The organism is Nocardia arthritidis, assembly GCF_011801145.1.
Lineage (GTDB): Bacteria > Actinomycetota > Actinomycetes > Mycobacteriales > Mycobacteriaceae > Nocardia > Nocardia arthritidis_A.
In genome coordinates this window covers 6,307,877-6,331,753 of sequence record NZ_CP046172.1, presented here as the reverse complement: position 1 = coordinate 6,331,753, position 23,877 = coordinate 6,307,877, and the positions used below count along the sequence as shown (strand labels likewise).

The 23,877-nt window shown below is 68.2% G+C and carries 22 protein-coding genes and 1 pseudogene; 21 read left to right on the top strand and 2 right to left on the bottom strand.

The annotated features are described in order from the left end of the window. Positions 1 to 56: 56 nt before the first annotated feature. From F5544_RS28515 to F5544_RS28505, 3 genes and pseudogenes are all read left to right on the top strand, one after another. Positions 57 to 992, top strand: a complete 936-nt coding sequence (locus F5544_RS28515; RefSeq protein ID WP_167476042.1) for a hypothetical protein — start codon at positions 57 to 59, stop codon at positions 990 to 992. A gap of 78 nt (positions 993 to 1,070) precedes the next feature. Then, positions 1,071 to 2,324: an adenylosuccinate synthetase gene (locus F5544_RS28510; protein WP_167476041.1), complete on the top strand. Its 1,254-nt coding sequence runs from the start codon at positions 1,071 to 1,073 to the stop codon at positions 2,322 to 2,324. Between the two features lie 72 nt (positions 2,325 to 2,396). Beyond that, positions 2,397 to 3,022 (top strand): annotated as a pseudogene (locus F5544_RS28505) (NUDIX hydrolase). Between the two features lie 16 nt (positions 3,023 to 3,038). Here F5544_RS28505 and F5544_RS28500 read toward each other — a convergent pair. Both F5544_RS28500 and F5544_RS28495 read right to left on the bottom strand, forming a co-directional pair. After that, positions 3,039 to 3,371, bottom strand: coding sequence for a YnfA family protein (locus F5544_RS28500; RefSeq protein ID WP_167476040.1), 333 nt, complete (start codon positions 3,369 to 3,371; stop codon positions 3,039 to 3,041). After that, complete coding sequence (locus F5544_RS28495; protein ID WP_167476039.1) at positions 3,368 to 4,132, bottom strand: metallophosphoesterase family protein; 765 nt, start codon at positions 4,130 to 4,132, stop codon at positions 3,368 to 3,370. Before F5544_RS28495 ends, F5544_RS28500 begins: the two co-directional genes overlap by 4 nt. 211 nt (positions 4,133 to 4,343) lie before the next feature. On the opposite strand from F5544_RS28495, the gene F5544_RS28490 reads away from it, so the two are divergent. The 18 genes from F5544_RS28490 (at position 4,344) to F5544_RS28405 (ending at position 23,868) form a co-directional block, all read left to right on the top strand. After that, positions 4,344 to 5,324 (top strand): alkaline phosphatase family protein, encoded by a 981-nt coding sequence (locus F5544_RS28490; protein WP_167476038.1) that lies wholly within the window; start codon positions 4,344 to 4,346, stop codon positions 5,322 to 5,324. 211 nt (positions 5,325 to 5,535) lie between these two features. Continuing rightward, on the top strand, positions 5,536 to 7,932 hold the full coding sequence (locus F5544_RS28485; protein ID WP_167476037.1) for a RelA/SpoT family protein: 2,397 nt from the start codon (positions 5,536 to 5,538) through the stop codon (positions 7,930 to 7,932). Positions 7,933 to 8,255: 323 nt separating this feature from the next. After that, positions 8,256 to 8,924, top strand: coding sequence for a hypothetical protein (locus F5544_RS28480; protein WP_167471239.1), 669 nt, complete (start codon positions 8,256 to 8,258; stop codon positions 8,922 to 8,924). 57 nt (positions 8,925 to 8,981) lie between these two features. After that, on the top strand, positions 8,982 to 9,926 hold the full coding sequence (locus F5544_RS28475; protein WP_167476036.1) for a hypothetical protein: 945 nt from the start codon (positions 8,982 to 8,984) through the stop codon (positions 9,924 to 9,926). A 15-nt stretch (positions 9,927 to 9,941) separates the two neighbouring features. After that, on the top strand, positions 9,942 to 10,814 hold the full coding sequence (locus tag F5544_RS28470) for a MinD/ParA family ATP-binding protein (RefSeq protein ID WP_167476035.1): 873 nt from the start codon (positions 9,942 to 9,944) through the stop codon (positions 10,812 to 10,814). After that, a complete protein-coding gene (locus tag F5544_RS28465; RefSeq protein ID WP_167476034.1) occupies positions 10,811 to 11,455 on the top strand; it encodes a DUF6668 family protein in 645 nt (214 codons plus the stop codon). Before F5544_RS28470 ends, F5544_RS28465 begins: the two co-directional genes overlap by 4 nt. A gap of 78 nt (positions 11,456 to 11,533) precedes the next feature. Then, positions 11,534 to 11,830, top strand: coding sequence for a hypothetical protein (locus F5544_RS28460; RefSeq protein ID WP_167476033.1), 297 nt, complete (start codon positions 11,534 to 11,536; stop codon positions 11,828 to 11,830). Positions 11,831 to 11,853: 23 nt separating this feature from the next. Further along, a complete protein-coding gene (locus F5544_RS28455) occupies positions 11,854 to 12,111 on the top strand; it encodes a hypothetical protein (protein WP_167476032.1) in 258 nt (85 codons plus the stop codon). 16 nt (positions 12,112 to 12,127) lie between these two features. Next, positions 12,128 to 12,943: a hypothetical protein gene (locus F5544_RS28450; protein WP_167476031.1), complete on the top strand. Its 816-nt coding sequence runs from the start codon at positions 12,128 to 12,130 to the stop codon at positions 12,941 to 12,943. Next, the gene (locus F5544_RS28445; RefSeq protein WP_167476030.1) at positions 12,937 to 13,761 is read left to right on the top strand and encodes a hypothetical protein; all 825 of its coding nucleotides are present in this window, start codon (positions 12,937 to 12,939) and stop codon (positions 13,759 to 13,761) included. Before F5544_RS28450 ends, F5544_RS28445 begins: the two co-directional genes overlap by 7 nt. After that, entirely contained in the window at positions 13,755 to 15,233 is a 1,479-nt protein-coding gene (locus F5544_RS28440; RefSeq protein WP_167476029.1) for a hypothetical protein, read from the top strand. Before F5544_RS28445 ends, F5544_RS28440 begins: the two co-directional genes overlap by 7 nt. Next, complete coding sequence (locus F5544_RS28435) at positions 15,230 to 16,720, top strand: SCO6880 family protein (protein ID WP_167476028.1); 1,491 nt, start codon at positions 15,230 to 15,232, stop codon at positions 16,718 to 16,720. The genes F5544_RS28440 and F5544_RS28435 overlap by 4 nt, the downstream gene beginning before the upstream one ends. Before the next feature lie 7 nt (positions 16,721 to 16,727). Then, the gene (locus F5544_RS28430; RefSeq protein WP_167476027.1) at positions 16,728 to 18,944 is read left to right on the top strand and encodes a hypothetical protein; all 2,217 of its coding nucleotides are present in this window, start codon (positions 16,728 to 16,730) and stop codon (positions 18,942 to 18,944) included. Positions 18,945 to 18,999: 55 nt separating this feature from the next. Then, positions 19,000 to 19,308 (top strand): transposase, encoded by a 309-nt coding sequence (locus tag F5544_RS28425; protein WP_167476026.1) that lies wholly within the window; start codon positions 19,000 to 19,002, stop codon positions 19,306 to 19,308. 7 nt (positions 19,309 to 19,315) lie between these two features. Further along, a complete protein-coding gene (locus F5544_RS28420; protein ID WP_167476025.1) occupies positions 19,316 to 20,965 on the top strand; it encodes a peptidoglycan DD-metalloendopeptidase family protein in 1,650 nt (549 codons plus the stop codon). Beyond that, positions 20,962 to 21,603 (top strand): hypothetical protein, encoded by a 642-nt coding sequence (locus F5544_RS28415; RefSeq protein ID WP_167476024.1) that lies wholly within the window; start codon positions 20,962 to 20,964, stop codon positions 21,601 to 21,603. The genes F5544_RS28420 and F5544_RS28415 overlap by 4 nt, the downstream gene beginning before the upstream one ends. Before the next feature lie 31 nt (positions 21,604 to 21,634). Then, the gene (locus tag F5544_RS28410; RefSeq protein WP_167476023.1) at positions 21,635 to 23,485 is read left to right on the top strand and encodes a type IV secretory system conjugative DNA transfer family protein; all 1,851 of its coding nucleotides are present in this window, start codon (positions 21,635 to 21,637) and stop codon (positions 23,483 to 23,485) included. Continuing rightward, positions 23,482 to 23,868, top strand: a complete 387-nt coding sequence (locus F5544_RS28405) for a DUF4913 domain-containing protein (protein WP_225727369.1) — start codon at positions 23,482 to 23,484, stop codon at positions 23,866 to 23,868. The genes F5544_RS28410 and F5544_RS28405 overlap by 4 nt, the downstream gene beginning before the upstream one ends. Positions 23,869 to 23,877: the final 9 nt, after the last annotated feature.

Here is a 23,877-nt window from a genome sequence, read left to right as displayed (position 1 = left end):
GGAATTAGTTTTGGTTATCTACACTAAAACTAGTTCACGAGAGGAAGTGATCCACAATGGGTTACGGACACTGGGATGACGGCGCGTATCGCGCGGCCAAGACCTACCGTGCCAGTCGGGGGCTCGACGATTTCGGATACACCGCGCGTATGCGGTCCGAACCGCATACGAACTGGCGGGCGCATCCCACGCTCGATCCGCTGGGGGTCGCCGCCCGGGAGAGCCGGGATTCGGCCGAGCACGGCAATTCGCTGCCGATCGCGGTGCTGTTCGACGTCACCGGATCGATGGGGCGGGTGCCCCGCATCATGCAGGACAAGCTCGGCAAATTGCATGGACTGTTGCAGCGCAAGGGATATGCCGAGGATCCGCAGATCCTCTTCGGCGCCATCGGCGATGCCGACAGCGACCGGGTGCCGCTGCAGATCGGGCAGTTCGAATCCGACAACCGGATGGACGAACAGCTGCGCAATATCTTCCTGGAGGGCAACGGCGGCGGCCAGAAGTCCGAAAGCTATGAGCTGGCAGCGTATTTCATGGCCACCCACGTGGTGACCGACGCATGGGAGAAGCGCCGCAAGCGCGGCTACCTGTTCCTGATCGGCGACGAGCTGAACAAGCCGGGGCTGGCGGCGCGGCACATCCGCGATGTGATCGGCGACCATGTGGCGCGCAACATTTCGGTCGAATCGATCTACCGCGAACTCGCCGAACGCTGGCACGTGTACTTCATCCTGCCCAACCAGTCCAGCTACTTCGACGATCCGGAGATCGCCGACCACTGGCGCGCGCTGCTCGGACAGCGCTTCATGAAGCTCGACGATCCGGATGCGGTCTGCGAATTGATCGCGCTGACAATCGGTTTGGAGGAGGCCGCGGTGGACCTGCACACCGGTCTCGCCGACCTGTGCGACGTCGGCTCGGATCTGGAGGCGGCGTCGGTGGGCAAGGCGCTCGCGGCGCACGGTCCGCGGGCACTGCCCGGCGACTGATCACCGGATCCGGTATCGGGTCGGCGCGCGATCGGGCCCGCCGACTCGGTCCAGTCTCGGAAAGGTAAGGGGCGCAAGATGTTCGACGATCACCTCATCGTCGTCGATCTCGGTTTCGGCGATGCCGGAAAGGGCGCGACGGTCGACTGGTTGTGCGCCCCGGAGGCCGGGCTCGAGGTCAGCGCGGTGGTGCGCTTCAACGGCGGGGCGCAGGCAGCGCACAACGTGCTCGCCCGCGGCCGGCACCATACCTTCGCGCAATTCGGCTCCGGCACGTTTTCCGGTGTGCCGACGCTGCTTTCGCGGCACATGCTGGTCGAGCCGATCGCGCTGGCGGGCGAGGTGCGCGCGCTGGCCGCGCTGGGCGTGCGAGATCCGTTGTCACTGTTGCGCATCGACGGGCGGGCGCTGCTCACCACGCCGATCCACATCGCCGCCAACCGGGCCCGCGAGGATGCGCGGGGTGCTTCGCGGCACGGTTCATGCGGGCGTGGCATCGGCGAAACGGCCTGGTACGCACTCGAACACGATGCGCCGCGGGTGGCGGACTGCCTGCGCCCGGATATCCTGCGCGCCAAGCTGCGTGAGCTGGCCGCGCATTACGGCCCGCTGATCGCGCCGGGCCCGCACCGCTACGAGCCGATCGACGACCTGGTCGATATGTACCGGGAGTTCGCCGCCGCGGTCGAATTCGCGGACGATCGGCTGTTCGCGGACCTCGCGCGCCGCGGCCGCCTGATTTTCGAAGGGGCACAGGGCGTGCTGCTCGACGAGTGGCGCGGCTTCCATCCGCACACCACCTGGTCCACGGTGGAACCGCGCCATGTCCACGCGATGCTGGCGTCGATCGGCGCGCGTGGCCGTGTCCTCGGCGTCACCCGCACGTATATGACCCGTCACGGCGCTGGCCCGTTCCCCACCGAGGATCCGGCGCTCGCAATTCCGGAGTCGCACAACATGTTCGGGCCGTATCAGGGTGCGTTCCGGCTCGGTCACCTGGATCCGGTGTTGCTGTGGTACGCAATCGAGGTGTGCGGCGGCATCGACGGGCTGGTGGTCAACCATCTGGACGCGCCCGGAACACGGTGTGCGGCAGTCGGTTACCTCACTTCTGATGGTGTTCTGGATCGGCTGGCACCCGGAACGTGGCGGGACCTCTCGTATCAGGGGCGGCTGACCGCACTGGTCAGCGATGCCCAACCGATTCTGACGGAGCTGCCCGCCGATCCCATCCCATGGTTCGAACGCGAGCTCGGCGTTCCGGTGGTCCTCACCGCCGACGGCCCGGACCGCTCGAACCGTTCGCCCCATCGGATGCCAATGGCCGCGTGAAGAATCGCGCGGGAAGGGTCGCGGCCACCCGAGATCCGAACCGGTTGGGCCGCTCGGGCAGGATATGGCGTCGTGGAGCAATCGGTTGTCTCGGTGGACGTGGTTGCGCTGCGGTGTTGGCCCGACGATACCGCGGTGACCATCGGAATCGCGCCGCGCGAATGGGATCCGTTCGCGGGGCGGCTCGCGCTGCCCGGTGTGCTGCTCGGGCGGGGGAGCGGTTGGCGGTGGCGGCGCGGCGCGCGGTGCACGCGAAACTCGGTGTGCCGGAGGCGGCGATCGGCGCGGTCGGGCAGCTGATCACCTTCGACGAACCGAATCGCGATCCGCGCGGCCCGACGCTGTCCATCGCCATGTGGGCCGTGGTCGGCCCGAATGATGCTCCGGCACAATGGGTTTCGTTCGACAAGCTGCCGGAGCTCGCCTTCGATCACAACCGTATCGTCGAGGCGGCGCGCGGACTGCTCGCCCGCCTGCTCTGGAAGGACGTGACCTTCACCCGCGCGCTCACCGGCGCCGAATTCCCCGCCACCCGCGCCGTCGACCTGACTACCTCCCTGCTCGGCGTCCGGCCGGACCCCGCCAACCTCAACCGCACCCTCTCCGCCATCCCGGGCCTGCACCGCACCGCCGAACGCCGCCGCACCAAAGCGACCGGCCGCCCCGCCGTCGTCTGGGCCTTCGAGTCCGACGACTGAAAGCCGCGGTTCACGATCAACCGCGCGGCGCGTACATGATGATGGCGACGCCGACGAGGCAGATGGCCGCGCCGAGGTAGTCCCACCGGTCCGGATGGAATTTGTCGACGACCATGCCCCAGGCCAGCGAGCCCGCGACGAACACACCGCCGTAAGCCGCCAGAATCCGGCCGAAGTTGGGGTCCTGCTGGAAGGTCGCGACGAATCCGTACGCGCCGAGCGCGACGATGCCCGCCGCGATCCACACGACGCCGCGATGCTCGCGCCAGCCCTGCCACACCAGCCAGGCACCGCCGATCTCGGCGAGTGCGGCCAGCGCGAACAGCAGCAGTGAACGGGCAACCATCATGGGGTGACGGTAACCTGTCCGCCCGCGCGCACCTCGTACACCGCGTACTCCCGCCGCAGCACCGGATAAGCCACGTTGCGCACCGGAACTCCGCCCGCGGTGACGCCGAATTCCGTTCCGGCGTGCGCGTGTCCGTGGATCGCGAGCACCGCGCCGCCCGCGTCGACGGCATCGCCCAACTCCCGGCAGCCGAGTCCGGGATAGATCTTCGGCGGTTCACCGACGATGGTGTCCAGGCTCGGCGCGAAATGCGTCAGCGCGACGCGTATTTCGCAGTCGAGGGTTTCCAGGGCCTGGTGCAGCCGCCCGGCGTCGACCGGTCCGCGCCGCATCCTGGCCCGATGCTCGAGGCTGCCATCGTCGGGTGTTCCCGGGTAGCCGGGAAATCCGCCGCCGCCACCCTGCACGCCCGCGATGCCGACGACGGTGCCGCGCACCGGCAGCGTGACGGCCGCGCCGTCCAGCATGTGCACGCCGATTCCGCCGAGCATGGTGGCGATCCGGTAGCCGAGCCGCCGATCGTGGTCGTGGTTGCCGAGTACGCCGACCACCGGCACCGGCAGGTCCGCGATCTCGGCGCACAGCAGATCCGCCTGCCGCAGCGTCCCGCCCTCGGTGAGATCGCCTGCCAGCAAAAGGATGTCGGCATATTCGGCCAGACGCAGGAAGGCCGGGCGGAAGCGGCCTGCCACCGCGGTGCGCAGATGCAGATCGGCGACGGCGGCGATCCGGATCGCGGACCCGGCATTGTCCGATGACATGCGCACAGTCCGGCACGGCGACGGCGGTGCTGTCAACGGATATTCCTTAACCGATCGGCTATACGGCTGTGACCTGTATGAATAGCTATTGGCTATGGAAAGTTCAGCCGCCGTTCAGCGAGGCAACGAGCGATGGCGCGACCGGTGAAACATCCATGAACACTCGCGCGCCACCCTTTCGGACCTGCGCGAATGCCCGCATGGTTCAATCATGAACCGCAGGCAACTGCTCGCGTCGGCCGTTGCCGCCACGGCCGCAACGGTCCTTCCGGGTACCGCCCGCGCCGCGGCGGACGCCACCCGACCCGGCGCCACGAAGGTCCTGCTCATCGGCATCGACGGCCTGATGTGGCATAAGGCGGAACAGGTTCGCGCCAGGAATCTGTTCCGGCTCTGCGCCGCCGGACTGCTCTCCCGCGGTTCGATCGCCCCGCACACCACCATCTCCGGTCCGTCCTGGGCCACCGTGCTCACCGGCGTATGGGATACCAAGCACGGCATCAAGGACAACGAGTTCGACGCCACACCCTTCACCCGCTATCCGACGGTGTTCTCCCAGCTCGAACAACACGACCCGAATATCAGGACCAGGTCGATCACCAGCTGGGACAAGCTCGCCCTGATGGCCGCCAGCGGAGACCGGCGCGCCGACGTCGTGATGGCGACGCCCGAATGCCCGCACGACCCCAAAGAGATCAGCCTCGACACGGAGACCACCGACGGCGTCGTCACCGCCATCACCCGGTTCGCCCCCGATTTCCTCTTCACCCACCTGGATCAGGTCGACCGGGCCGGCCACCGCAGCGGCGGCGCGTCCGAGGACTATCTGGAGGCCGTCTGCCGGGTCGACGAGCACGTCGGCCGGATGATCGCCGCCGTCGACGCACGCGCCGCCGCCAATCCGGCCGAGCGCTGGACGGTTCTGGTGACGGCCGATCACGGACACCGCCCCGAGGGCGGCCACGGCGGCCAAACCGACGACGAGACAACGAATTTCGTCATCGCGCGCGGTCCCGACTTCACCCCGGGCAGCACCAGCGCCCGGCATACCCTCGTCGATCTCACCCCGACGATCCTCGACCTGCTCGGCGCGCCGCCCGCACCGTCGGCCGACGGCGTCTCCATGCGGTCCACCCAGGCCACCGTGCCCGTCGCCGCCCAGTTGGCCGCGGCGCCGCCCGCCGTGCGCTGAACCGCGAAACCGATCACCGTCGCCGTTCGTTGTCGACTCGGCACGGCCCGGCGATTCGACGGGCGTATTCCGGGATGATTTCGCGGATGCGACGGGTTGATGCTCGGACGAGCTGGCGAAAGACGTCCGCGTCGGACCGGGACTAGAGTTGGGATTGGCGGTTGCAGCGGTCGGATAGGGTGATCCGACCGTCGCAGTGAGAGGTGGTGGCATGACTCAGCACTTGGGCGAGGCGAATGTCGAGCAATCGGCCGGAGCCCCGCAGTCGAACGGTGCGCAGCCCACCTCGGGTGCGGATCCGTCGGCGCCGAGTACCCCGCAGGTCAGGCAGTCCGGCGCCGCGGCCGCGGTCCCGACCTCCGCGTCGCGGCGGGTCCGGGCCAGGCTTGCCCGCAGGATGACCGGTCAGCGCGGTATCGCGGCGGTCAAACCGGTGCTGGAGCCGCTGGCGACGGTGCACCGCGAGCTGTATCCGAAGGCGAATCTCACGCTGCTGCAGCGCGCGTTCGACGTCGCCGACGAACGGCACAAGCACCAGTTCCGCAAATCCGGCGACCCGTACATCACCCACCCGCTCGCGGTCGCCAATATCCTGGCCGAACTGGGTATGGACACGACGACGCTGGTCGCGGCCCTGCTGCACGACACCGTCGAGGACACCGGCTACTCGCTGGAACAGCTCACCCTTGATTTCGGCGCCGAGGTGGCGCACCTGGTCGACGGCGTCACCAAGCTGGACAAGGTCAACCTCGGCGCGGCCGCGGAGGCCGAGACCATCCGCAAGATGATCATCGCGATGGCCCGCGACCCGCGCGTGCTGGTGATCAAGGTGGCAGACCGGCTGCACAACATGCGCACCATGCGCTTCCTGCCGCCGGAGAAGCAGGCGAAGAAGGCCAAGGAGACGCTGGAGGTGATCGCGCCGCTGGCGCACCGCCTCGGCATGGCGACCGTCAAGTGGGAGCTGGAGGATCTGGCCTTCGCGATCCTGCACCCGAAGAAGTACGACGAGATCGTCCGCCTGGTCGCCGATCGCGCGCCGTCCCGCGACACCTACCTGGCGAAGGTGCGCGCCGAAATCGTGAACACCCTGCTGGCGTCGCGGATCAACGCGACCGTCGAGGGTCGTCCCAAGCACTACTGGTCGATCTATCAGAAGATGATCGTCAAGGGTAAGGACTTCGACGACATCCACGACCTGGTCGGCATCCGCATCCTCTGCGACGAGGTGCGCGACTGCTACGCGGCGGTCGGCGTGGTGCATTCGCTGTGGCAGCCGATGGCGGGCCGGTTCAAGGACTACATCGCCCAGCCGCGCTACGGCGTCTACCAGTCGCTGCACACCACCGTCGTCGGGCCGGACGGCAAGCCGCTCGAGGTGCAGATCCGCACCCAGGACATGCACCGCACCGCCGAATTCGGCATTGCCGCGCACTGGCGCTACAAGGAGACCAGGGGCAAGCACTCCAATGACACCGCCGAGGTCGACGATATGGCGTGGATGCGCCAGCTGCTCGACTGGCAGCGGGAGGCCGCCGACCCGGCGGAATTCCTGGAGTCCCTGCGCTTCGACCTGAAGTCGCCCGAGATCTTCGTATTCACGCCGAAGGGCGATGTGATCACGCTGCCGCAGAAATCGACACCGGTCGATTTCGCCTACGCGGTGCACACCGAGGTCGGGCACAAATGCATCGGCGCGCGGGTGAACGGCAGGCTGGTCGCGCTGGAGCGGCAGCTCGAAAACGGTGAGGTCGTCGAGGTTTTCACCTCGAAGGCGCAGAACGCAGGGCCGAGCCGGGACTGGCAGAACTTCGTGGTGTCCCCGCGCGCCAAGGCCAAGATCCGGCAGTGGTTCGCCAAGGAGCGCCGCGAGGAGGCGCTGGAGAACGGCAAGGATCAGATCTCCAAGGAGGTCCGCCGGGTCGGGCTGCCGCTGCAGCGGTTGATGAGCGTCGACGCGATGACCGCCGTCGCGCACGAACTGCACTACACCGATATCTCCAGCCTCTACACCGCGGTCGGTGAGCATCAGGTGTCCGCGCATCATGTGGTGCAGCGGTTGATGGCCCAGCTCGGCGGCATCGGTGACGTGGAAAACGAGCTGGCCGAGCGGTCGACCCCGTCGACGACGCCGAACCGTCAGCGCGTCACCGGGGATGCCGGCGTGCTGATTCCGGGCGCGCCGGGGACGGTGGCCAAGCTGGCCAAGTGCTGCACCCCGGTGCCCGGCGACGAGATCATGGGATTCGTGACCCGCGGCGGTGCGGTGAGCGTGCACCGCACCGATTGCACCAACGCCGGTTCGCTGCGCGAACAGTCCGAGCGCATCATCGAGGTGGCTTGGGCGCCGTCGCCGTCGTCGGTGTTCCTGGTGGCGATTCAGATCGAGGCATTGGACCGCACCCGTTTGCTGTCGGATGTTACGAAGGTGCTGGCCGACGAGAAGGTGAATATTCTGTCGGCCTCGGTTGCGACCCATGGCGATCGAGTGGCTATCAGTAAGTTCACCTTCGAGATGGGCGATCCGAAACACCTTGGCCACCTGCTGAATGTGGTCCGGAATGTCGAGGGCGTGTACGACGTGTATCGGGTGACTTCGGCGGCCTGAGTTTCCGCCGAGTTCATTGTTCCGGCGCGGACTGGACGCCCTGTAGCTTGAAATTAGCTGCTGCACAAGATGATTTGGTTGCCCGACCAGTCGCTCATCGGTTGCCTATCCGAGGGTTGCTTCGGAAAGTTATCGGAATGCCCTGGTCGGCACGCGCTGATGTGTCATGGATCAATCGCTGCCGCGTGAAAGATTTTCGCCGCTACGACGGTAATAGCCGGAATCTGTTACGGTCTATTGCGTTTCGACGGACGTGTGTTAACTGCGGCAATACGAACTGATTGCGGATCGCTATGGCAAGGTGCACGGGAAAGCTGGCGGGAATGCGCGTTGCGTTCACCGCCAGCGCGGCGACAGCCGTCGCCGATGGCGAATCCGGCACACCCTCCTCCGGCCATTCGATCATCGCCTGTCCGGCACTGTACGCCTTGGGAATACGGCTCGTCGGCGAATCGCCGACGAGCGCTGCGATACTGCCGACTGTGTCCATGCGCGCCGCCGCGCCGCTGCCCGCTCCGGGTCGGGCGTGGGGCAGTACCACCGGGCCCGTGACGCCCCGACATGGAATCGGTCCGGCCCGGAATGTCACCACCCACAGCGAATCCGCCGCAAGCCGCTGCGCCGCAGCCCATCTCGCCGTTCTCGCATCCATCGCGGAGGATCACCGCATTCCGCCCGCCTTTTCCGGACTCGCGACGGCGAATCCGATCACGAGCCCGCAACTGTCCGGCAGCCAATTGGTCGGCGCGGTTACCCAATTGCCGCCACCGCAAACGGCCGCCGTGACCGCGACCGAAAAATTCACGGGAGGTGTGGCCGAGCAGGGTAACGGAAACCCGCCGACATCGGTATTCTCGCCGCGTTCCGGCGCGTCGAGTACGCCGAATTCCTCCGGTACGGGACAATTTCCGTTCGGGACCGGTGCCATCATGATCACCGTTCCTGCCGATCGACCCGGCACCGACAACACCTACCCGTTCTCCACGAACTGAACGCCGAGAGGGTCCGACGATGCGACACCACGTGCCTCGCTCCGCGGGAATGGGGGAATGTTGAAGTCGTACAAAGAGTTGTCCAACCGCTGGTACACGCCCCTGGAACCGGAGCCCGCCGCACCGATGGGCCCGCATCCGACGGAGGCGACGACGGCGGCGCCGGTGGACCGCGGCGGTCCGGCCCGCTTCCCCAACTACATCCGCGAAGACGATGCGGCACACGCCGAGGTGCCCACTGACCTACCCGCGCGCCGCGCCGAATTCACCGGCGGTTGGTCGGATTGGATCGGGCACGCGCCGGGTCCCGACGACGATTACGCCGCGCCGCGCGGCGGCGGCGTGGTCCGCTTCCCATGGCCGGACGATGACGACGACGACCCGGTCGCGGCCGATCCGCTGCCATCGGGTCCGACGCGCGCGCTGCGACAGGAGGCGCGCTCCCGGCCCGGAGCGCGGCGGCTGCGGGTGCTCGTGGTCTTGATCGTGACGCTGGTGCTGTTCGCCGCGGCCGCCGCGGGGGTGGTGTTCCTGCTGACCTCCGGCAAGCCGAGGGCGACCGGTATTGCGCCCGCGACGATGCAGTTCGCCGCGGGCAGCGCCCCCGCCGATCTGGCGCCGGGCGCGCTGCCGGGCAGCTGCCCCACCGAACGCTCCGACGGCGTGGTGCGCAGCGCCGAGGCGGGCGGCACCGATTCCGGGCCGGACGCCATCCTCGCCTTCCAATACGCCTACTACGTAACGCGTTCCGGTGCGAAGGCGCGCGAGGTGGTCGCGCCCGGCGCATCGGTCTCGCCCGCGGAGGTGATCCAGCGCGGCATCGATACCTACCCGGCGGGCACGACGCACTGCGTGCGCATCATGACCGTCTCCGACAACAAATATTCGGTCGAGGTCACCGTCTACCGGCCCGGTGGCGAGCCGACCACATACAACAGGCAGATCGTCACCACCGGTGTGATCGGCGGCCGCACCCTCATCACGGGTATCGCGGCCGGATAGAGGAGAGCAGAGGCAATGGCAGAGGACTGGAGCCGCTGGCTCGACGAGGCGCCCCCGCAGGGTGATCCGTCGGGTCGCGACGTGCGCACCAAGGCTCCGGTGGTCCGGTTCCGGCGCGGCCGGGGCGCGGGCGACGGTTCGCCGCGGCCGCGGCCGATCCTGGTGGTCGGCGGCTGTGGCGGCGCGGGCACGACGACGACCGCGCTCGGGCTGGCGGGCGAACTCGCCGCGGCGGCCGCCCCGACGGTGGCGGTCGACGCGACGGCCGCGGGCAGCGATCTGGCGCTGCGCGGCGCCGACGAGCACCTGCACCCGGTGAGCCTGCAATCCTGGCTGTACGGGCGCGGCGATGACGAGCCGGCGCCGCTGAAGGAGTGTTTGTCCCGTGCCACTTCGGGTTTCGGCCTGCTGTGGCGCGACGCCGCGCCGCTGCGCAGGCGCGCGACATATCTGACCGTCGCGCGCGCGGTGCACGACGCCGGGTACACGGCCGTCTACGACGGCGGGAATCCGATTGCCGGACGTCAGCTGCGCCCGCTGCTCGCCGACGCGGATGTTGCGCTGATCCTTGCCATTCCATCGCGCACCGATGCCGCGAACCGGCTGCGGGTCACCCTGGAATGGCTCGATGATCAGTTCGGCGATACCGCGGAGGGTCCGGGCGACGGCATCGTCGGCGATACGACGATCGTGGTGTCGCATCAGCATCCGGGCAGCGACTCTCGGATTGCGGATCATTTGCGCCAGAACCTTTCCGGCTGGGTCCGCGATATCAGGGAAATTCCGTACGATCCGCATCTGGCCCGCGGCGAACTGGTCCGGCACGCGGCGCTCGCGCCGGAGACGCGCCGGGCCTATGGGCTGCTGCTCGCCGGGGTGGCATCATGACCGCCGCCATGAAACTTCGCCGCCATTCCGAAGATCCGGCCCCGGCCGGTGTTGTCGCACCACCCGAATCCCGCCGCGCGCCGATCTGGGACCGCCCGGTCCCCGGAGTCGGCCGTGCCCCGCTGTTCTGGCTACTCGGCGTCCACGGCGGCGCCGGCGCCAGCACCCTGGCCCATGTGCTCGCGCCCGCCGCGGATTCGAGCCGTCGCTGGCCCGGCGTCTTCGACCGGGAATCCCCGTTCGTCGTGCTGGTGGCCAGGGAGACCATCTCGGGCCTCACTCGCGCGCACGACCTTCTGCGCCAACATCATTCGGGTTTCGCGGGCGCGGCCGAGGTGCTCGGCCTGGTCACGGTGTCCGCCCGGCCGGGCAGGCTGCCCGCCGAGATCCGCCGCTACCGGGATGTGGTCGGCTCGCTGGCCGGACAGCTGTGGCAGGTGCCGTGGGTGGAGGAGTGGACGCTGGTCGAGCCCGAGCAGCTACCGGTGTGGTCGCCGGGAGATCCGTTGCCGCCCAAGAAGCGCAGGCTCGATCCGCTCGACGAGGTACCGCTGGAGGTTCGCGAACTCGGCGCCGATATCGTTGCGGCCGTGCGCGAAAATCTCAGTGCCGGAACGGCTTCGGGGGAGGAAGAAGGATGAGTAGACCGCGGTGCCGGTAGCGGCCGCAAGCAGATCGCAACGTTCGCCACATAGTTCACGTATCCAGAAAGGCACCCGATGAGCATGCTTCTCTTCGCCGTGCAGGACACGTACGGCACCGTTCTCGCGCAAGTCGGCAACCCCACGCCGGAGGCCCCGCCCGGATCGGAGAAGATCCTGCAGTTGGTGCGCTACCTCACCTGGTTCGTGTTGTTATCGGGCGTCAGCGGAATCACCTATGCGGGCGGCAAATTCGCTTGGGAGAAATGGACCGGCGGCGGCCTCGAGTCGCCGAAGATGGTTGCCGGGGCCATGATCGGCGGCGTGGTGGCCACCAGTGCAGGCACCATCATGAACGCGGTCATCGGCACCTGATCATGTCTGAGATAGGGGTACAAATGTCGGTCGGGCTGCTGGCGTTCAAGCAGATGCCCGCCGAGGTCATCGAGCCGCTCATGCAGTTGCTGAATTGGTTGCTGTGGTTCGTGCTGCTGGTGTGCCTGGCGTGGATGATCCTGTCGGCCGGAAAGCTGTGGCTGGTGTTCCGCAGCGACCTGGCCATGAATGATGCCTCACACGGTGTGCTGATGAGCCTGATCGGCGCCATCGTGGCCAGTTCGGCATCCGCCATCGCGCTCGCGTTCCTTCCGTCATGAGCGGGTGGTCGGTGGCATGAGTGAGAAGGATTCGCCTGGGCGCGATCGTGTTTCGTTCGGCGCTGTCGCCTCGGGCGCGGTGCTGGCGCTCATCCTGATCGTCGGCATCGTGATGTACGTCAACCGTGATGATTCGAAACCGGCGGCGAGTTCCACCGTCGCGACCGGCGAGACCGCCGGCACCGGTTTCGCCGCTCCGGAGGTCGATATCCTCGGTCGTCGCATCGATATTCCGAACAACCCTGCGGGACAACCACTTCCGCAGGATCCGTCGCGTCAGCGCAAACCCGCCGACCCGGATTGGCTGACCGCCGCCCCGGAGGGCACCACCGCACCGCACGGCTGGCAGCGGGTGTACGGCGCCTCCGTGCCGTTCTCCACCTCCGACGGCCCGGCCCGCATCGAGGACGGGCTCGCCGTCGGCTACGCGCACACCCCGCAGGGCGCGGCGCTGGCCGCGGCGCAGATCGCCTACCGGCTCAATGCCCGCCCGGCCGACCGCGACCTGTACGCACGGCAGGTGCGGGCCAACGCCCAGCAGATCGCCGCATACGACAAGGCGCTGGCCGCCGACAAGCTGCCGAAGCAGCAGCCGGAGAAGATCACCCGCTACCTCGTCGCCTCGGATGCCTTCAAAATCGACGACTACGCCGACGATTTGGCGATTCTGCGGCTGGCCTCGCGCGGGCAGGTGCTGGACGGCAAACAGACCTGGTCCGCCGTTCGGCTGGTGATGGTGTGGGATGCCGGTGACTGGCGGCTCAAACCGACGAGTTCGACCGGCGCACAGGCCGAATCGGTCGAATCGCTGCAGGGGTGGACGCCATGGTGAAGGCACGCAGGCGAACTCCGCTGACACTGCTCGGCGCCGGCGCGGCGCTCGCCGTCGGCGTCGCGGTGGCGGTGACGCTGGTCGCCGTGCACGGCAACGGATCTCACACCGAAGCGATATCGAGGACCGGTTCCGATTCGGTGACACCGGCCGCGCCGGTCGCCGAATTCGGCGCTCCCGCAACCGATCTGTTCGGTCGCCGGGTCGATATCCCGAACAATCCGTCCGGTATTGCGCTGCAACAGGATTCGGCGCCGCAGCAGCCGGGTTCGCCGGGGTGGCTCACCCTGGCGCCGCTGCCCGCCGCGGGCGCCGGTGTCTGGCAGCGCGTCTTCGACGGACCGGTGGTGCGCTTCTCCAGCTCCGACGGCCCGGCCAGGATCGATGGCCGCGCGGCGGTCGGATTCGCGCACACGCCGCAGGGCGCCGCGCTGGCCGCCGAACAGATCTTCTGGCGCACCAACGCCAACCCGCGCGACCGGGATCTGTTGCTGCGCTTGGTCGATGTCACCCCGAAGTATCTGGCCGACTACGACCGCCTCGTCGCCGCGGGCAAGGTGTCGGACCGGCTACCGGACAAGCTCAAACCCCTGCTGTTTGCTTCGGACGCGTTCCGGATCGAAGGCTATTCAGATGATTCGGCGAAGGTGCGGTTTGCGAGAAAGGCCCGAGAGACAGTTGATGGTCAACCAACCTGGGTGGGCATGCGTCTTGCCGTCGTGTGGCGCGACGGGGATTGGAAGCTCACGGCGGTGACGGGCGACGACCTGGTCCAGATCGAGTCCCTGCGAAGCATCGAGGGGTGGACACAATGGTGAGGCGGCTACTCACGATCCTCGCGGTCATCTTCACGGTGATGATCGCGACGCCGACGGTGGCGTTCGGTCAGGACAACCACTACGGCTTCGACCAGACATGCGACCAAATCCACGACACGCTCGACAATGTCGGCCTGCCGGGCGTCTCCCTGGGCGATGCCGCGTCGGCGGCGTGCAAGGCGGGCAATGCCGCATCCCATCCCGGTCAAGCCGCGACCGCGATCAAGGACAAGGCATGGGATTCCACCTTCGGCAAGGTGGTCGATTCGCTGATGAACGGCCTCGGCCAGGCGATCGTGCTCGCGCTGACGTTCTGGATGAAGGTCCCCAACGAGGTGACCAGCAATTCGGGCGAATTGTTCACCAAGATAAACGATTACACGTATCAGGCGCAGATACTGCTGCTGATCGCCTCGGTGATCATCTCCGGCGCCAGACTGGCCGAGGCCCGGCGCGGCGCGGTGATGAACGAGGCGGCCGAATCGTTCCGCATGTTCGCCAGAGTGATTTTCAGTTCGTGGATGCTCGGCGCGGTGATCGTCGCCGGCACCCAGGCCTCGGATCGCTTCGCCGAGTGGCTGATCAACGATTCGACCAACGGCAATGCCAAGGACCTGGCCGAGCTGATGATCAAAACCAGTAAGCTGCAGGCGTTTTCGCCCGGCCTGGTGCTGATCATCGCGATCGTCGGCCTGCTCGGCGCGCTCGCGCAGATCGTGCTCGCCATCGTGCGGCAGGGCCTGCTGGTGGTGGCCGCGGGCGCACTTCCGTTGGCGGCGGCCGCATCCGGGATGAATATCGGCAAACAGTCCTATCAGAAACTGATCGGCTGGATCATCGCGTTCATGCTGTGGAAGCCGGTCGCGGCGATCGTCTACATGATCGCCTTCACCACTGCGGGCCACGTCGACAACCTGACCACTACCGGCGGACTGCCGGAAGGTGAACAGGCGCAACGGATGCTGGTCGCGGTGGTCATGCTGTGCAGCGTCGCGTTCGTGCTGCCCGCGCTGATGCGCCTCATCGTGCCCGCGGTGGCGATCGTCGGTACCGGCGGCTCCGGTCTGACCGCGGCGGGCGGCACCCTGGTCGGTGTCGCGGCGCTCGGTGCGATGGGTACCAAGGCGGTCGGCGTTCGCGCTGCGGCACAACCGGGTTCGGCCGGATACGTCAGCGGCTCGGGTTCCGGGCCGCGCCCGCCGGGCGGTGCCGGTGGCCGCGGTGGGCCACGCCCGGCGCCCCCGCCGCGCGGTGGTGGCGGCGGTGGTGGCGGGCAGCCCCCGCGCGCCTCCGGGCCGTCGGGCGCGAGCGGAGTACCGTCCGGTGCGGCCAGCAGGGTGGCGGGCCGGGTCAGCGCCGCGCGCGCCGCGACCAGCGGGCTCAGCCGGGCAGACCAAATCATGGGTGATGTGGCGGGCGACCGCTGGGCCAACCGTGCACCGGATCTCGGGAGGAGCACCATTCCACGATGACGACGAACGACACCTACGAGCGCCGCTCCTACGGGCTCTGGCAAAAGCCGCGCAGCGCGGGCCTTTTCGGCCTGCGCTGGGAGGAGACCGTGCTCGGCTTCGTCGTCGTGATCACGGCGCTGCTCACCGCCCTGGTCGGCGGATTCCAATGGGGCGCAACGGTCGGCGGTTTCGGCCTGGTGATCATGGTTCCACTGGTGTGGCGGACAGGGGGCCGCTCCGGCTACGAGAACGGACTGATGATGTTCAACTGGATGCGCTCGCGCAAGCGCGGCGAGCACGTGTACCGGGGCGGCCGCTTCTCGCGGATCCCCGGCGGCGTCACCCGCCTACCCGGCCTACTCGCTCCGTCCAAGCTCTACGAGGGCATCGATGCGGGCGGCTACAGCTTCGGCATGATCCACCTGCCGCAATTCGCCCAATACACAGTGGTTTTGCGGGCATGGCCGCAGGGGCACGAGGCGGTGGACCAGCCGGTGATCGACCGCTGGGTCTCGGCCTGGGGCACCTTCCTGGCCTCGGTCGGCCAGACCAGTGACATCGTCGCCGTCGTTCCGGTCATCGATACCGTGCCGGAGACCGGAAACCGTTTGCTCACCGAGGTTTCCACGATCACTCGGCCGGACGCGCCGGAGCTGGCCCAGCAGGTGATGTACGAGCTGGCGACGGAATTGCCGCAGGAGCGGGTGCAGTTGCTGCCCCGGGTGGCCATCACCTTCAAGGCGACCACCGCCGAGCGGCGCAAGAATCCGGCGGAGGAGGCGGTCGAGATCGGCCGTCGCCTGCCCGGTATCTGCGCGGCGCTGGCCGAGGCGGGCGTGCGCGCCCAGCCGATGTCGGCCGATGAGGTGATCTCGTTCATCCGGCGCAGCTACGACCCGGCCTCGCAGGCCGATCTCGAGGTCGCGGCCTCCGAACCCGGTGGGCACGGCCTGGATTGGGCCGACGCCGGTCCGGTGTCGCACGACGAGAAATGGGATCACCTGGTGCACGACGGCGGCCGCTCGGTGACCTGGGAGATGGACGCCGCACCGGAGGGCGCGGTGGACGAACGGGTGCTGCAGCGACTGCTTGCTCCCAATCCCGAGGTACCACGGAAGCGAATCGCAATCGTGTACCGTCCGCACTCGGCCGCCGACGCCGCCGAAATCGTCGACGACGACTTCAAGAACGCGCTGGTGGCGCAGCAGAGCGAACGCGGTGTCGTCTCCGCGGCCGCCACCCTGCGGGTCGGCGCGACCCAGCAGGCGCGCGAGGAGCAGGCCAGGGGCCACGGTGTCACCCGCTTCGGGGCGCTGGTGACCATCACCGAACCCCTGCGCGGTGATCTGCCGCGCATCGAAGCCATCACGCGCGACCTGTCCACCCAGGCGCGGTTGAAGATCCGGCGGTGTTACCGCTACCAGGCGGCGGCCTTCGCGGCCTCGCTGGGCTGCGGGGTGATCCTGCCGGAACACGCGACAATTCCGAAAGCACTGGCGGGGTGAGCGAATCATGGCAGGTGAATTCGAGCCGCCCGTACGGGAGCGCGACGAGTCCGCGACCCGTCGCGGTTCGGCGGCCGACGGGGCGAGTGAGCGCCGGGGCAGGCGGGCCGAGGCGGAGTACGAGGAGTGGGGCGAGCGCCCACCCGCCGAGCGTCCGCGCCGCCCGGCCAGGGAACGTTCCGGTCTGGAGGACCTGCCCGACCGGCCGCGCCGCGGCGGGGACGCGGGGCGCGTGACGGGCGATAGACGTCCCGGTGCCGATGAAAAGGACCGGCGGGCAAGGGATTCCGAACGCGGCCGGAGCAACGGCCGGGGCGAGGGCGCGCGTTCGCGGACCCCGAGGCAGTCCACCGACGGCGCCCGCAAGTCCACCGACGGCGCCCGCAGGCCGCGCCCCGACCGGCTCGCCAAACGGCCCGCCCGCACGGAACGGGCCGACTACACGGCCGACCGCGCCATGGGCGCACCGCAGCACGATCCGGCCGCCCGGCGCGCGAAAGCCAAGGCGGACAAGCGAAAGCAAGCAGGCCCGCCGCTGCTCGACGACGCGACCCGGACCAAGCTGGAGCAGATCGCGCGCGAGCAGAACGGGCTGCGCGCGGCCTGGGCCTCGTTCCGCATCCGCACCGACGATATCCGCCGCCGCAACTACGCGGCGCGCGCCGAGGCCATCGTCGAGGACGGATTCGACCGCAGCACAGCACAACTCACCGATCGCGGCTACGCGGGCGCGGGCGGCGGCCGGATGAACGTCGTCGGTCGCCCCGTCGAATACCGGGCCACCACCGCACAGGTCGCCGGCCTGTGGCCGTGGTCGGTCGGCGCGGGCGCGCCGCTGATCGGCACCCCGCTCGGCTCGCACCTGCACACCGGCGCACCCGTCTGCTTCGATCCGATGAACTGGTTCATGCGCGGCAGCTTCATCACCGCGCCGAGCCTTTTCGTCCTGGGGCTCAACGGTTTCGGTAAATCCTCGCTGGTGCGCCGGATCGTGCTCGGCGGTATCGCGCAGGGCATCACCCCGCTGGTGCTCGCCGACGTCAAACCCGATTACCGCAGGCTCGTCGAACTCGTCGGCGGACAGGTGATCGATCTGGGCTACGGGCACGGCAAACTGAATCCGCTCGCCGCCGGTGTGCTCGGTGCGGTGGTGCCGCGGCTGGAAGCCTTTCCGGCACTGCAGATTCAGGTGCTGCAGGATCTGCGCGCCCGCCAGGTGACGCTGATCGCCGGCCTGGTGGAACTGGTCCGCGGCGCGCGGGTGCGCGACTACGAGGAGACGCTCATCGCCACCGCGCTGCGCATCCTCTACCAGCCGGGCAGCGGTTACACCCCGGAGAGCCCGCCGATCATGGAGAACCTGCTCGAGGTGATCGTCGCGGGCGGTGACGAACTGCAACTCGACGCGGGCGCCGACGACCCGGCCGAATACCAGGTCGCCATCAAGGGTTTGCGGCGTTCGCTGCGCGCGCTCACCCAGGGCCCGTTCGGCGCGGTGTTCAACGGCCAGACCTCGGTGCCGATCGATACCAGCGCCGTCGCGGTGTGCATGGATGTCTCGCACATCCCGACCGGCGACAAGAAGCTCAAGGCCGCCGTGATGCTGGCGTGCTGGGCCGACGGATTCGCCTCGGTGGAGGCCGCGCATGTGCTCGCCGACGCCGGACTCGGCCCGCAGCGCTACTTCCAGGTGGTGATGGACGAGCTGTGGCAGGTGCTCGGCCTCGGCGACTTCATGGTGGACCGGGTCGACGAGCTGACCCGATTGCAGCGCGGCATCGCCACCGCGCTGATCATGATCAGCCACACCATCAAGGATCTGCAGTCGCTCGGTTCGGAGGCCGCCATCGCCAAGGCGCTCGGCTTCCTCGAGCGGGCGCGCGCGAAGATCTTCGGCGCCCTCCCGAGCGAGGAGGTCAAACGCCTGGACAGCACGGTTCCTTTCACATCCGCCGAGGAGGAGATGGTGACCGGATGGTCTGCGCCGCAAGCGCTCACGGGTGAGGCGCTCAAACCGGGTCAGCAGCGGCCGTCCCCGCCGGGCACCGGCAAGTTCCTGTTGAAAATCGGTGAGGACCGCAGGCCGGGCATCCCGTTCCATATGGAATTCACGCTGTCCGAGAAGGAGAGCGGTATCCACGACACCAACCAGCGGTTCAGCGAGTTCGTGGAATCGACTACGCGGGAACAGGATCCGCCGTCCGAGGGCGGGAGCGCGGCATGAGGGGAGCGGGTCAGGTGGGCAGATCGAGACCGGTTCGGCTATCCGGGAGGCCAGCATGATGCCGCATCGCTCATATCGCCGGGTCTCGCCGGAGGTGCGGCAGGCCGCCGTGGAACAGGTCATCGCGCTCACCGGGAAGTTGCGCAGCGAATCCGAGGCGTGCCGGGTGGTCGCGGAACAGATCGGCGTGCACACGAATTCGGTGCGCAACTGGGTTCGGGCCGCCGAAGGCCCGAGCCTGGAACGCCTCGACGCGATCGCACTGCGCCGGAAAGTGGCGCTGCTGCAACAACAACTGGCCGCCGCCGCGGAAATGAACCGAACCCTGGCCGATACCCTCAACGAATCCCGACGCCAGACGTGACCGAAATATGAGTGCCAAGAGCATTCTCTGGGTGGCGCTGGGCGCTGTCCTCGGGCTGATGACGCTCGTGCTGGTGGTCGTGCTGCCCTCGGTGGACAACCCGTGCGAGGGGTCGTCGGTGCTCGGGTCGAACACCGTGCTGCCCACCTTCGGCGGTCCGGTCATCGGCGCCCCGATGCCCGCCGCTGCCGCGAATCCTTCGGCCACCCAATCGATTCCGGCGGTCACCGGAACGCCGTCGCTGGCCGCGGGCGCCGGCCCGGTCCGGCGCACCCTGCCCATCGAGGCCGGAAAGTTCACCGTGTCGGACGTTTTCGGCGCGCGCGGCGGCACCCACCTGGGGGTCGACCTGGCGGCGCCGGACGGCACCACCATCTACTCCGTGGCCGACGGCAAAGTGGTGGCCGCCGGTCCGGCATCGGGTTTCGGCAACTGGATCGTGATCGACTCGATCGATTTCAACGGCCGCACCTTCTCCGCGGTCTACGGGCATATGTGGGACAGCGGAATTCACGTCCGGGTCGGCGACACCGTCACCGCGGGACAGCCGATCGCCCAGGTGGGTTCGGCGGGCGAATCCTCCGGCCCGCACCTGCATTTCGAGATCGTGCCGGGCGGCCGCTTCACCGGTGGCCGCCAAATCGACCCGATCCCTTGGCTCGACGGCGCGCCGACCCCGGATGTCGGTGGTGCGAAGGCGTTTTCGATCGATCCGAACTGTGTGCTCGGCTTCGGCACCGCGGGTGGCGCGCTGGCGCCGGGGAAGGTGCCGCCGGAACTCGAAATCTGGTATCGCCGTGCGGGATCCATCTGTCCGGAGATCACCCCGTCGCTGCTCGCGGCCCAGGGCAGACAGGAGTCCGGTTTCCAGCGCGGCCTCACCTCGCCCGCGGGCGCCGTCGGCCTCGCGCAGTTCCTGCCCGGCACCGCCGCCGCCATCGATCCCGAGGACGGCAAACCGTACGTCATCGATACCGGCGGCAAGGGCTATGCCAGCCTGTCCGACGACGGCGACTCCATCATCGGCCAGGGCCGCTACATGTGCGCCATCGCGCATCAGATCGAGCGCTGGATGGGCGAGGGCAAGGTGCAGGGCGATGTGGTCGCGCTGACCCTGGCCGCCTACAACGCCGGCGAGGGCGCGGTGCTCGCCTCCGGCGGTATGCCGAATCAGGTTGCGGCGCACTACTCCGAGACCCGCCCGTACGTCGCCAATATCCTCGCGATGGAGCCGCAGTATCGGGCGCAGGGTTCGCTCGGCCGGTTCGAACCGCAGCCGGGCGGCGGCAGCGGGCAGATCGTCGAGGCCGCGCGTCAGTGGCTCGGCACGCCGTATGTGTGGGGCGGCGGCGGTCCGCAGGGGCCCAGCGGCGGCGGTATGGACGGGCCGGGTCTGACCTCGGCCGCGGTATTCGCCGCGTCATCGGGTGCGGTGACGCTGCCGCGCACCGCCGAACAGCAGTGGGAGGCGGGTGTCGAGGTGCCGCTGAGCAAGGCGCAGCCCGGCGATCTGGTGTTCAGCTCGTTCGGGGTGCGCGGCCCGGCGCAGGTCGGAATATATTCCGGCCCGGGGACGATGATTGTCTCGGCGCCGACGTCGGGCGGTGTGGTCGAGGCCGCGGTGCCCGGTGACGCCAGGGTGCGGAGGGTGATGTGACCGCCCACCGCGAACACGCCGGAACTCGGGTATCCGTTCGGCCACCGAACCGGCGGGCCGAACGACTAGCCTGGAAAGACAAGGCACAGGCACGCGCGAAACTGGTGGTGATGCTGGTGGTGAGCGTTGCGCTGCTCGGTGCGGGCTGTGGTTCCGGCTCCCGGGAGAATGCGGGTTCCGGTGCGCCGCATCAGGCTACGTCCACGACTCGGCTGCTGGAGGCGGCTCCGGCGCCGGACCCGGTGACGCCGGACGGCGTCGCGGTGGCCGCGCTGAAGGAGATCTACACCTGGTACCCGGAGCGGGAGAGCCAGGGCGCGTCGCTGGCCCGTGCGCGAAAGTGGTTGGGCCCCAGCCTGGCTCGGGTCGTCGACAGCGCACCGAGCAATGTGGAGACCCCGAAGGCGACGGTGCGGTGGGCGGATTGGGCCAAGGCCAAGGCCCGGGTCGAGGCGTTCACCTTCGCATCCGGTGAGCGGCCGCCGACCAATCCCGATCCGAACACCCAGCAGTTCAAGATCGGAATCGAGCAGACGGTCGTCTACCCGGACGGGCGCAAGGAACAACTGGCGCCGATGACGGTGATCGCCACCGTCGTGCGCACGCCCGGCGGCTGGCGCCTCGACGCGTACCGCTGAGCATTTCACGTCCACCTGTAAGGAGGCAGACATGGCGAAGAAGAAGGTGAAGGATCCGGCCGAGATCGGGCCGGACCTGCAGCTGCTCGCCGTCTACGCCGGTTTCGCCATCCTCGGCACGCTGTGGCTGGCGCTGCATATCGGCAACTGGTTGTCGGTGCATCCGCAGAACATCCCGGTCAATCCGATCGCCATCGTCGTCGACCTGGTGAAGGGCAAACTGCACTGGCCGCACGCGTCGACGGTGCTGGTGCTCGTCGTGGTCGCGTTGGTTCTCGCGTATGTGTTCGTCAAGCGAAACATGAAGGCGCGCAAGAGCAAAGGCCGCCTCGGCGTGGACGACAAGGCCGAGGTCATGGGCAACGGCGGCGCCATCGCCGCGCTCACCGAGGCCGGGGTGCGGGAGAAGGCCGATCAGCTCGGCGTGCGGATGGATTCGGCCGCCATCCTCGATCACGGCTGGAACCAGGATCCGGTACCCGGCGTGCCGATCGGTATCGGTGTCGCCGACGGCACCATGCTGTACGGATCCTTCGAGGATCTGCACTTGGACATCTGGGGTCCGCGTCAGGGCAAGTCGACCTCGCGGGTGATCCCGGCGATCCTGAGCGCCATCGGCCCGGTGCTGGCCACCTCGAACAAGCGCGATGTGGTCGACGCGACCCGAGATGTGCGGGAGTCCAAGGGAAGTCGTACCTATGTATTCGACCCGCAGCGGGTGGCCGACGAGGATGCCACCTGGTATTGGGATCCGTTGGCATGGGTCGACGCCCGCCACGACGGCTGTGAGATGCGTGCGGCCCGATTGGCGGGTCACTTCGCCGACGGCGACGACGGTTCGGATGCCAAAACCGACGCCTTCTTCGATCCGGAGGCCGAGGATCTGCTCGCGGGCCTGTTCCTCGCGGCCGCGGTGGGTCAGCGGCCGATGGTTCAGGTGTGGGAGTGGGTCACCAACCCACAGGACACCGAACCGATCGAGCTGCTGCGCGCCGCCCGGCACCACTACACCGCCTCCGGCCTCGCCCAGCAGTACAACACCGATGTCCGTACGCTCTCCGGCATTTTCGGCACCGCGAAGAAGATGATCCGCTGCCTGAAACTGTCCAACGTGCACCCGTGGATCACCCCCGGCGGCGACCGCAGGCAATTCGACGAGCTGGAGTTCATCGAACGCAACGGCACCCTCTACAGCCTTTCGCTCGAGGGCCGCGGCTCGGCCGGCCCGCTGGTCAGCGCGCTCACCGAGGCCGTGATCGATGTGGCCATGCGTAAGGCCGCGCGGTCGCCGGGCGGCCGCCTGCCGGTCCCGCTGCTCGCGGTGCTCGACGAGGCCGCCAACGTGGTCCGCTGGAAGGATCTGCCCAAGCAGTACAGCCACTTCGGCTCGCGCGGCATCGTGGTGATGACGGTGCTGCAATCCTGGGCGCAGGGTGTGCGCTGCTGGGGCGAGGCGGGTATGGAGGCGCTGTGGGCCGCCGCCAACATCAAGGTGCTCGGCAGCGGTGTCGACGACACCAAATTCCTGCAGGCGCGCTCGGATGCCATCGGCGAGCACGAGGTCATCTCCCAGTCGATGTCGGAATCCAAAGGCGGCAAGAGTTATTCGCGTTCGCTGAGTTCGTCCAAGACGTTCAGCGTTCAGGCGCTGGCGCAGCTGCCGAGGGGGCGGGTGATCGTCTTCCCGTCCGGCGCGCCACCGGTGCTCGTGCGCACCGTCCCGTGGTGGGAGGGCGAGTACGCTGCCGAGGTGAAGCGGTCCATCACCCACCACGATCCGCAGCGCAAGACCGAGATCGCCGACATCATCGGGTCGCCGAATCTGAGCAAGGCGCAGCCACCCCAGGAGTACGGACAGGTCGAGGAGGTCCGGCCACTGTGACCGAACCACAGCAGCAGCCCATGATCTACGCCAGCGTCGTGGAGTTCGTGGAGAACTACCTCAGCCTGGTGTACCGGCGTCAGGTCACCGACCTGAGCGATACCGTGTGGTGCCCGGAATGGTGGCAGCACGCCGAGGCGGTGGCCCGGTTGGACGCGCTATGGCGGGCCTGGGAGCACTACCGACTGGACGGCCGAACGGGTTTGAGCGTGTGGTTCCTCGACCACGCCGATGCGCATATGGCCAAACTGTTCGACCCGAAGGGTCCGTTCAAGTACTGCAGTGTGCGCAACGGTCACAAGGATATGCTCAGCCCGCTGCCGTTGAAGTCCCCGCAGCACGGCATGTTCGGCGACCCGACCATCGGCGATTTCCGAATCTGACTGCGCCAC

Coding starts and splice junctions, on each gene's coding strand:
- F5544_RS28465 (WP_167476034.1), top strand. CDS start 10,811: ATGACCGCCGCCATGAAACTTCGCCGCCATTCCGAAGATCCGGCCCCG.
- F5544_RS28510 (WP_167476041.1), top strand. CDS start 1,071: ATGTTCGACGATCACCTCATCGTCGTCGATCTCGGTTTCGGCGATGCC.
- F5544_RS28470 (WP_167476035.1), top strand. CDS start 9,942: ATGGCAGAGGACTGGAGCCGCTGGCTCGACGAGGCGCCCCCGCAGGGT.
- F5544_RS28420 (WP_167476025.1), top strand. CDS start 19,316: ATGAGTGCCAAGAGCATTCTCTGGGTGGCGCTGGGCGCTGTCCTCGGG.
- F5544_RS28480 (WP_167471239.1), top strand. CDS start 8,256: ATGCGCGTTGCGTTCACCGCCAGCGCGGCGACAGCCGTCGCCGATGGC.
- F5544_RS28445 (WP_167476030.1), top strand. CDS start 12,937: ATGGTGAAGGCACGCAGGCGAACTCCGCTGACACTGCTCGGCGCCGGC.
- F5544_RS28495 (WP_167476039.1), bottom strand. CDS start 4,132: ATGTCATCGGACAATGCCGGGTCCGCGATCCGGATCGCCGCCGTCGCC.
- F5544_RS28485 (WP_167476037.1), top strand. CDS start 5,536: ATGACTCAGCACTTGGGCGAGGCGAATGTCGAGCAATCGGCCGGAGCC.
- F5544_RS28475 (WP_167476036.1), top strand. CDS start 8,982: ATGTTGAAGTCGTACAAAGAGTTGTCCAACCGCTGGTACACGCCCCTG.
- F5544_RS28410 (WP_167476023.1), top strand. CDS start 21,635: ATGGCGAAGAAGAAGGTGAAGGATCCGGCCGAGATCGGGCCGGACCTG.
- F5544_RS28425 (WP_167476026.1), top strand. CDS start 19,000: ATGATGCCGCATCGCTCATATCGCCGGGTCTCGCCGGAGGTGCGGCAG.
- F5544_RS28455 (WP_167476032.1), top strand. CDS start 11,854: ATGTCGGTCGGGCTGCTGGCGTTCAAGCAGATGCCCGCCGAGGTCATC.
- F5544_RS28460 (WP_167476033.1), top strand. CDS start 11,534: ATGAGCATGCTTCTCTTCGCCGTGCAGGACACGTACGGCACCGTTCTC.
- F5544_RS28515 (WP_167476042.1), top strand. CDS start 57: ATGGGTTACGGACACTGGGATGACGGCGCGTATCGCGCGGCCAAGACC.
- F5544_RS28430 (WP_167476027.1), top strand. CDS start 16,728: ATGGCAGGTGAATTCGAGCCGCCCGTACGGGAGCGCGACGAGTCCGCG.
- F5544_RS28490 (WP_167476038.1), top strand. CDS start 4,344: ATGAACCGCAGGCAACTGCTCGCGTCGGCCGTTGCCGCCACGGCCGCA.
- F5544_RS28450 (WP_167476031.1), top strand. CDS start 12,128: ATGAGTGAGAAGGATTCGCCTGGGCGCGATCGTGTTTCGTTCGGCGCT.
- F5544_RS28440 (WP_167476029.1), top strand. CDS start 13,755: ATGGTGAGGCGGCTACTCACGATCCTCGCGGTCATCTTCACGGTGATG.
- F5544_RS28435 (WP_167476028.1), top strand. CDS start 15,230: ATGACGACGAACGACACCTACGAGCGCCGCTCCTACGGGCTCTGGCAA.
- F5544_RS28500 (WP_167476040.1), bottom strand. CDS start 3,371: ATGATGGTTGCCCGTTCACTGCTGCTGTTCGCGCTGGCCGCACTCGCC.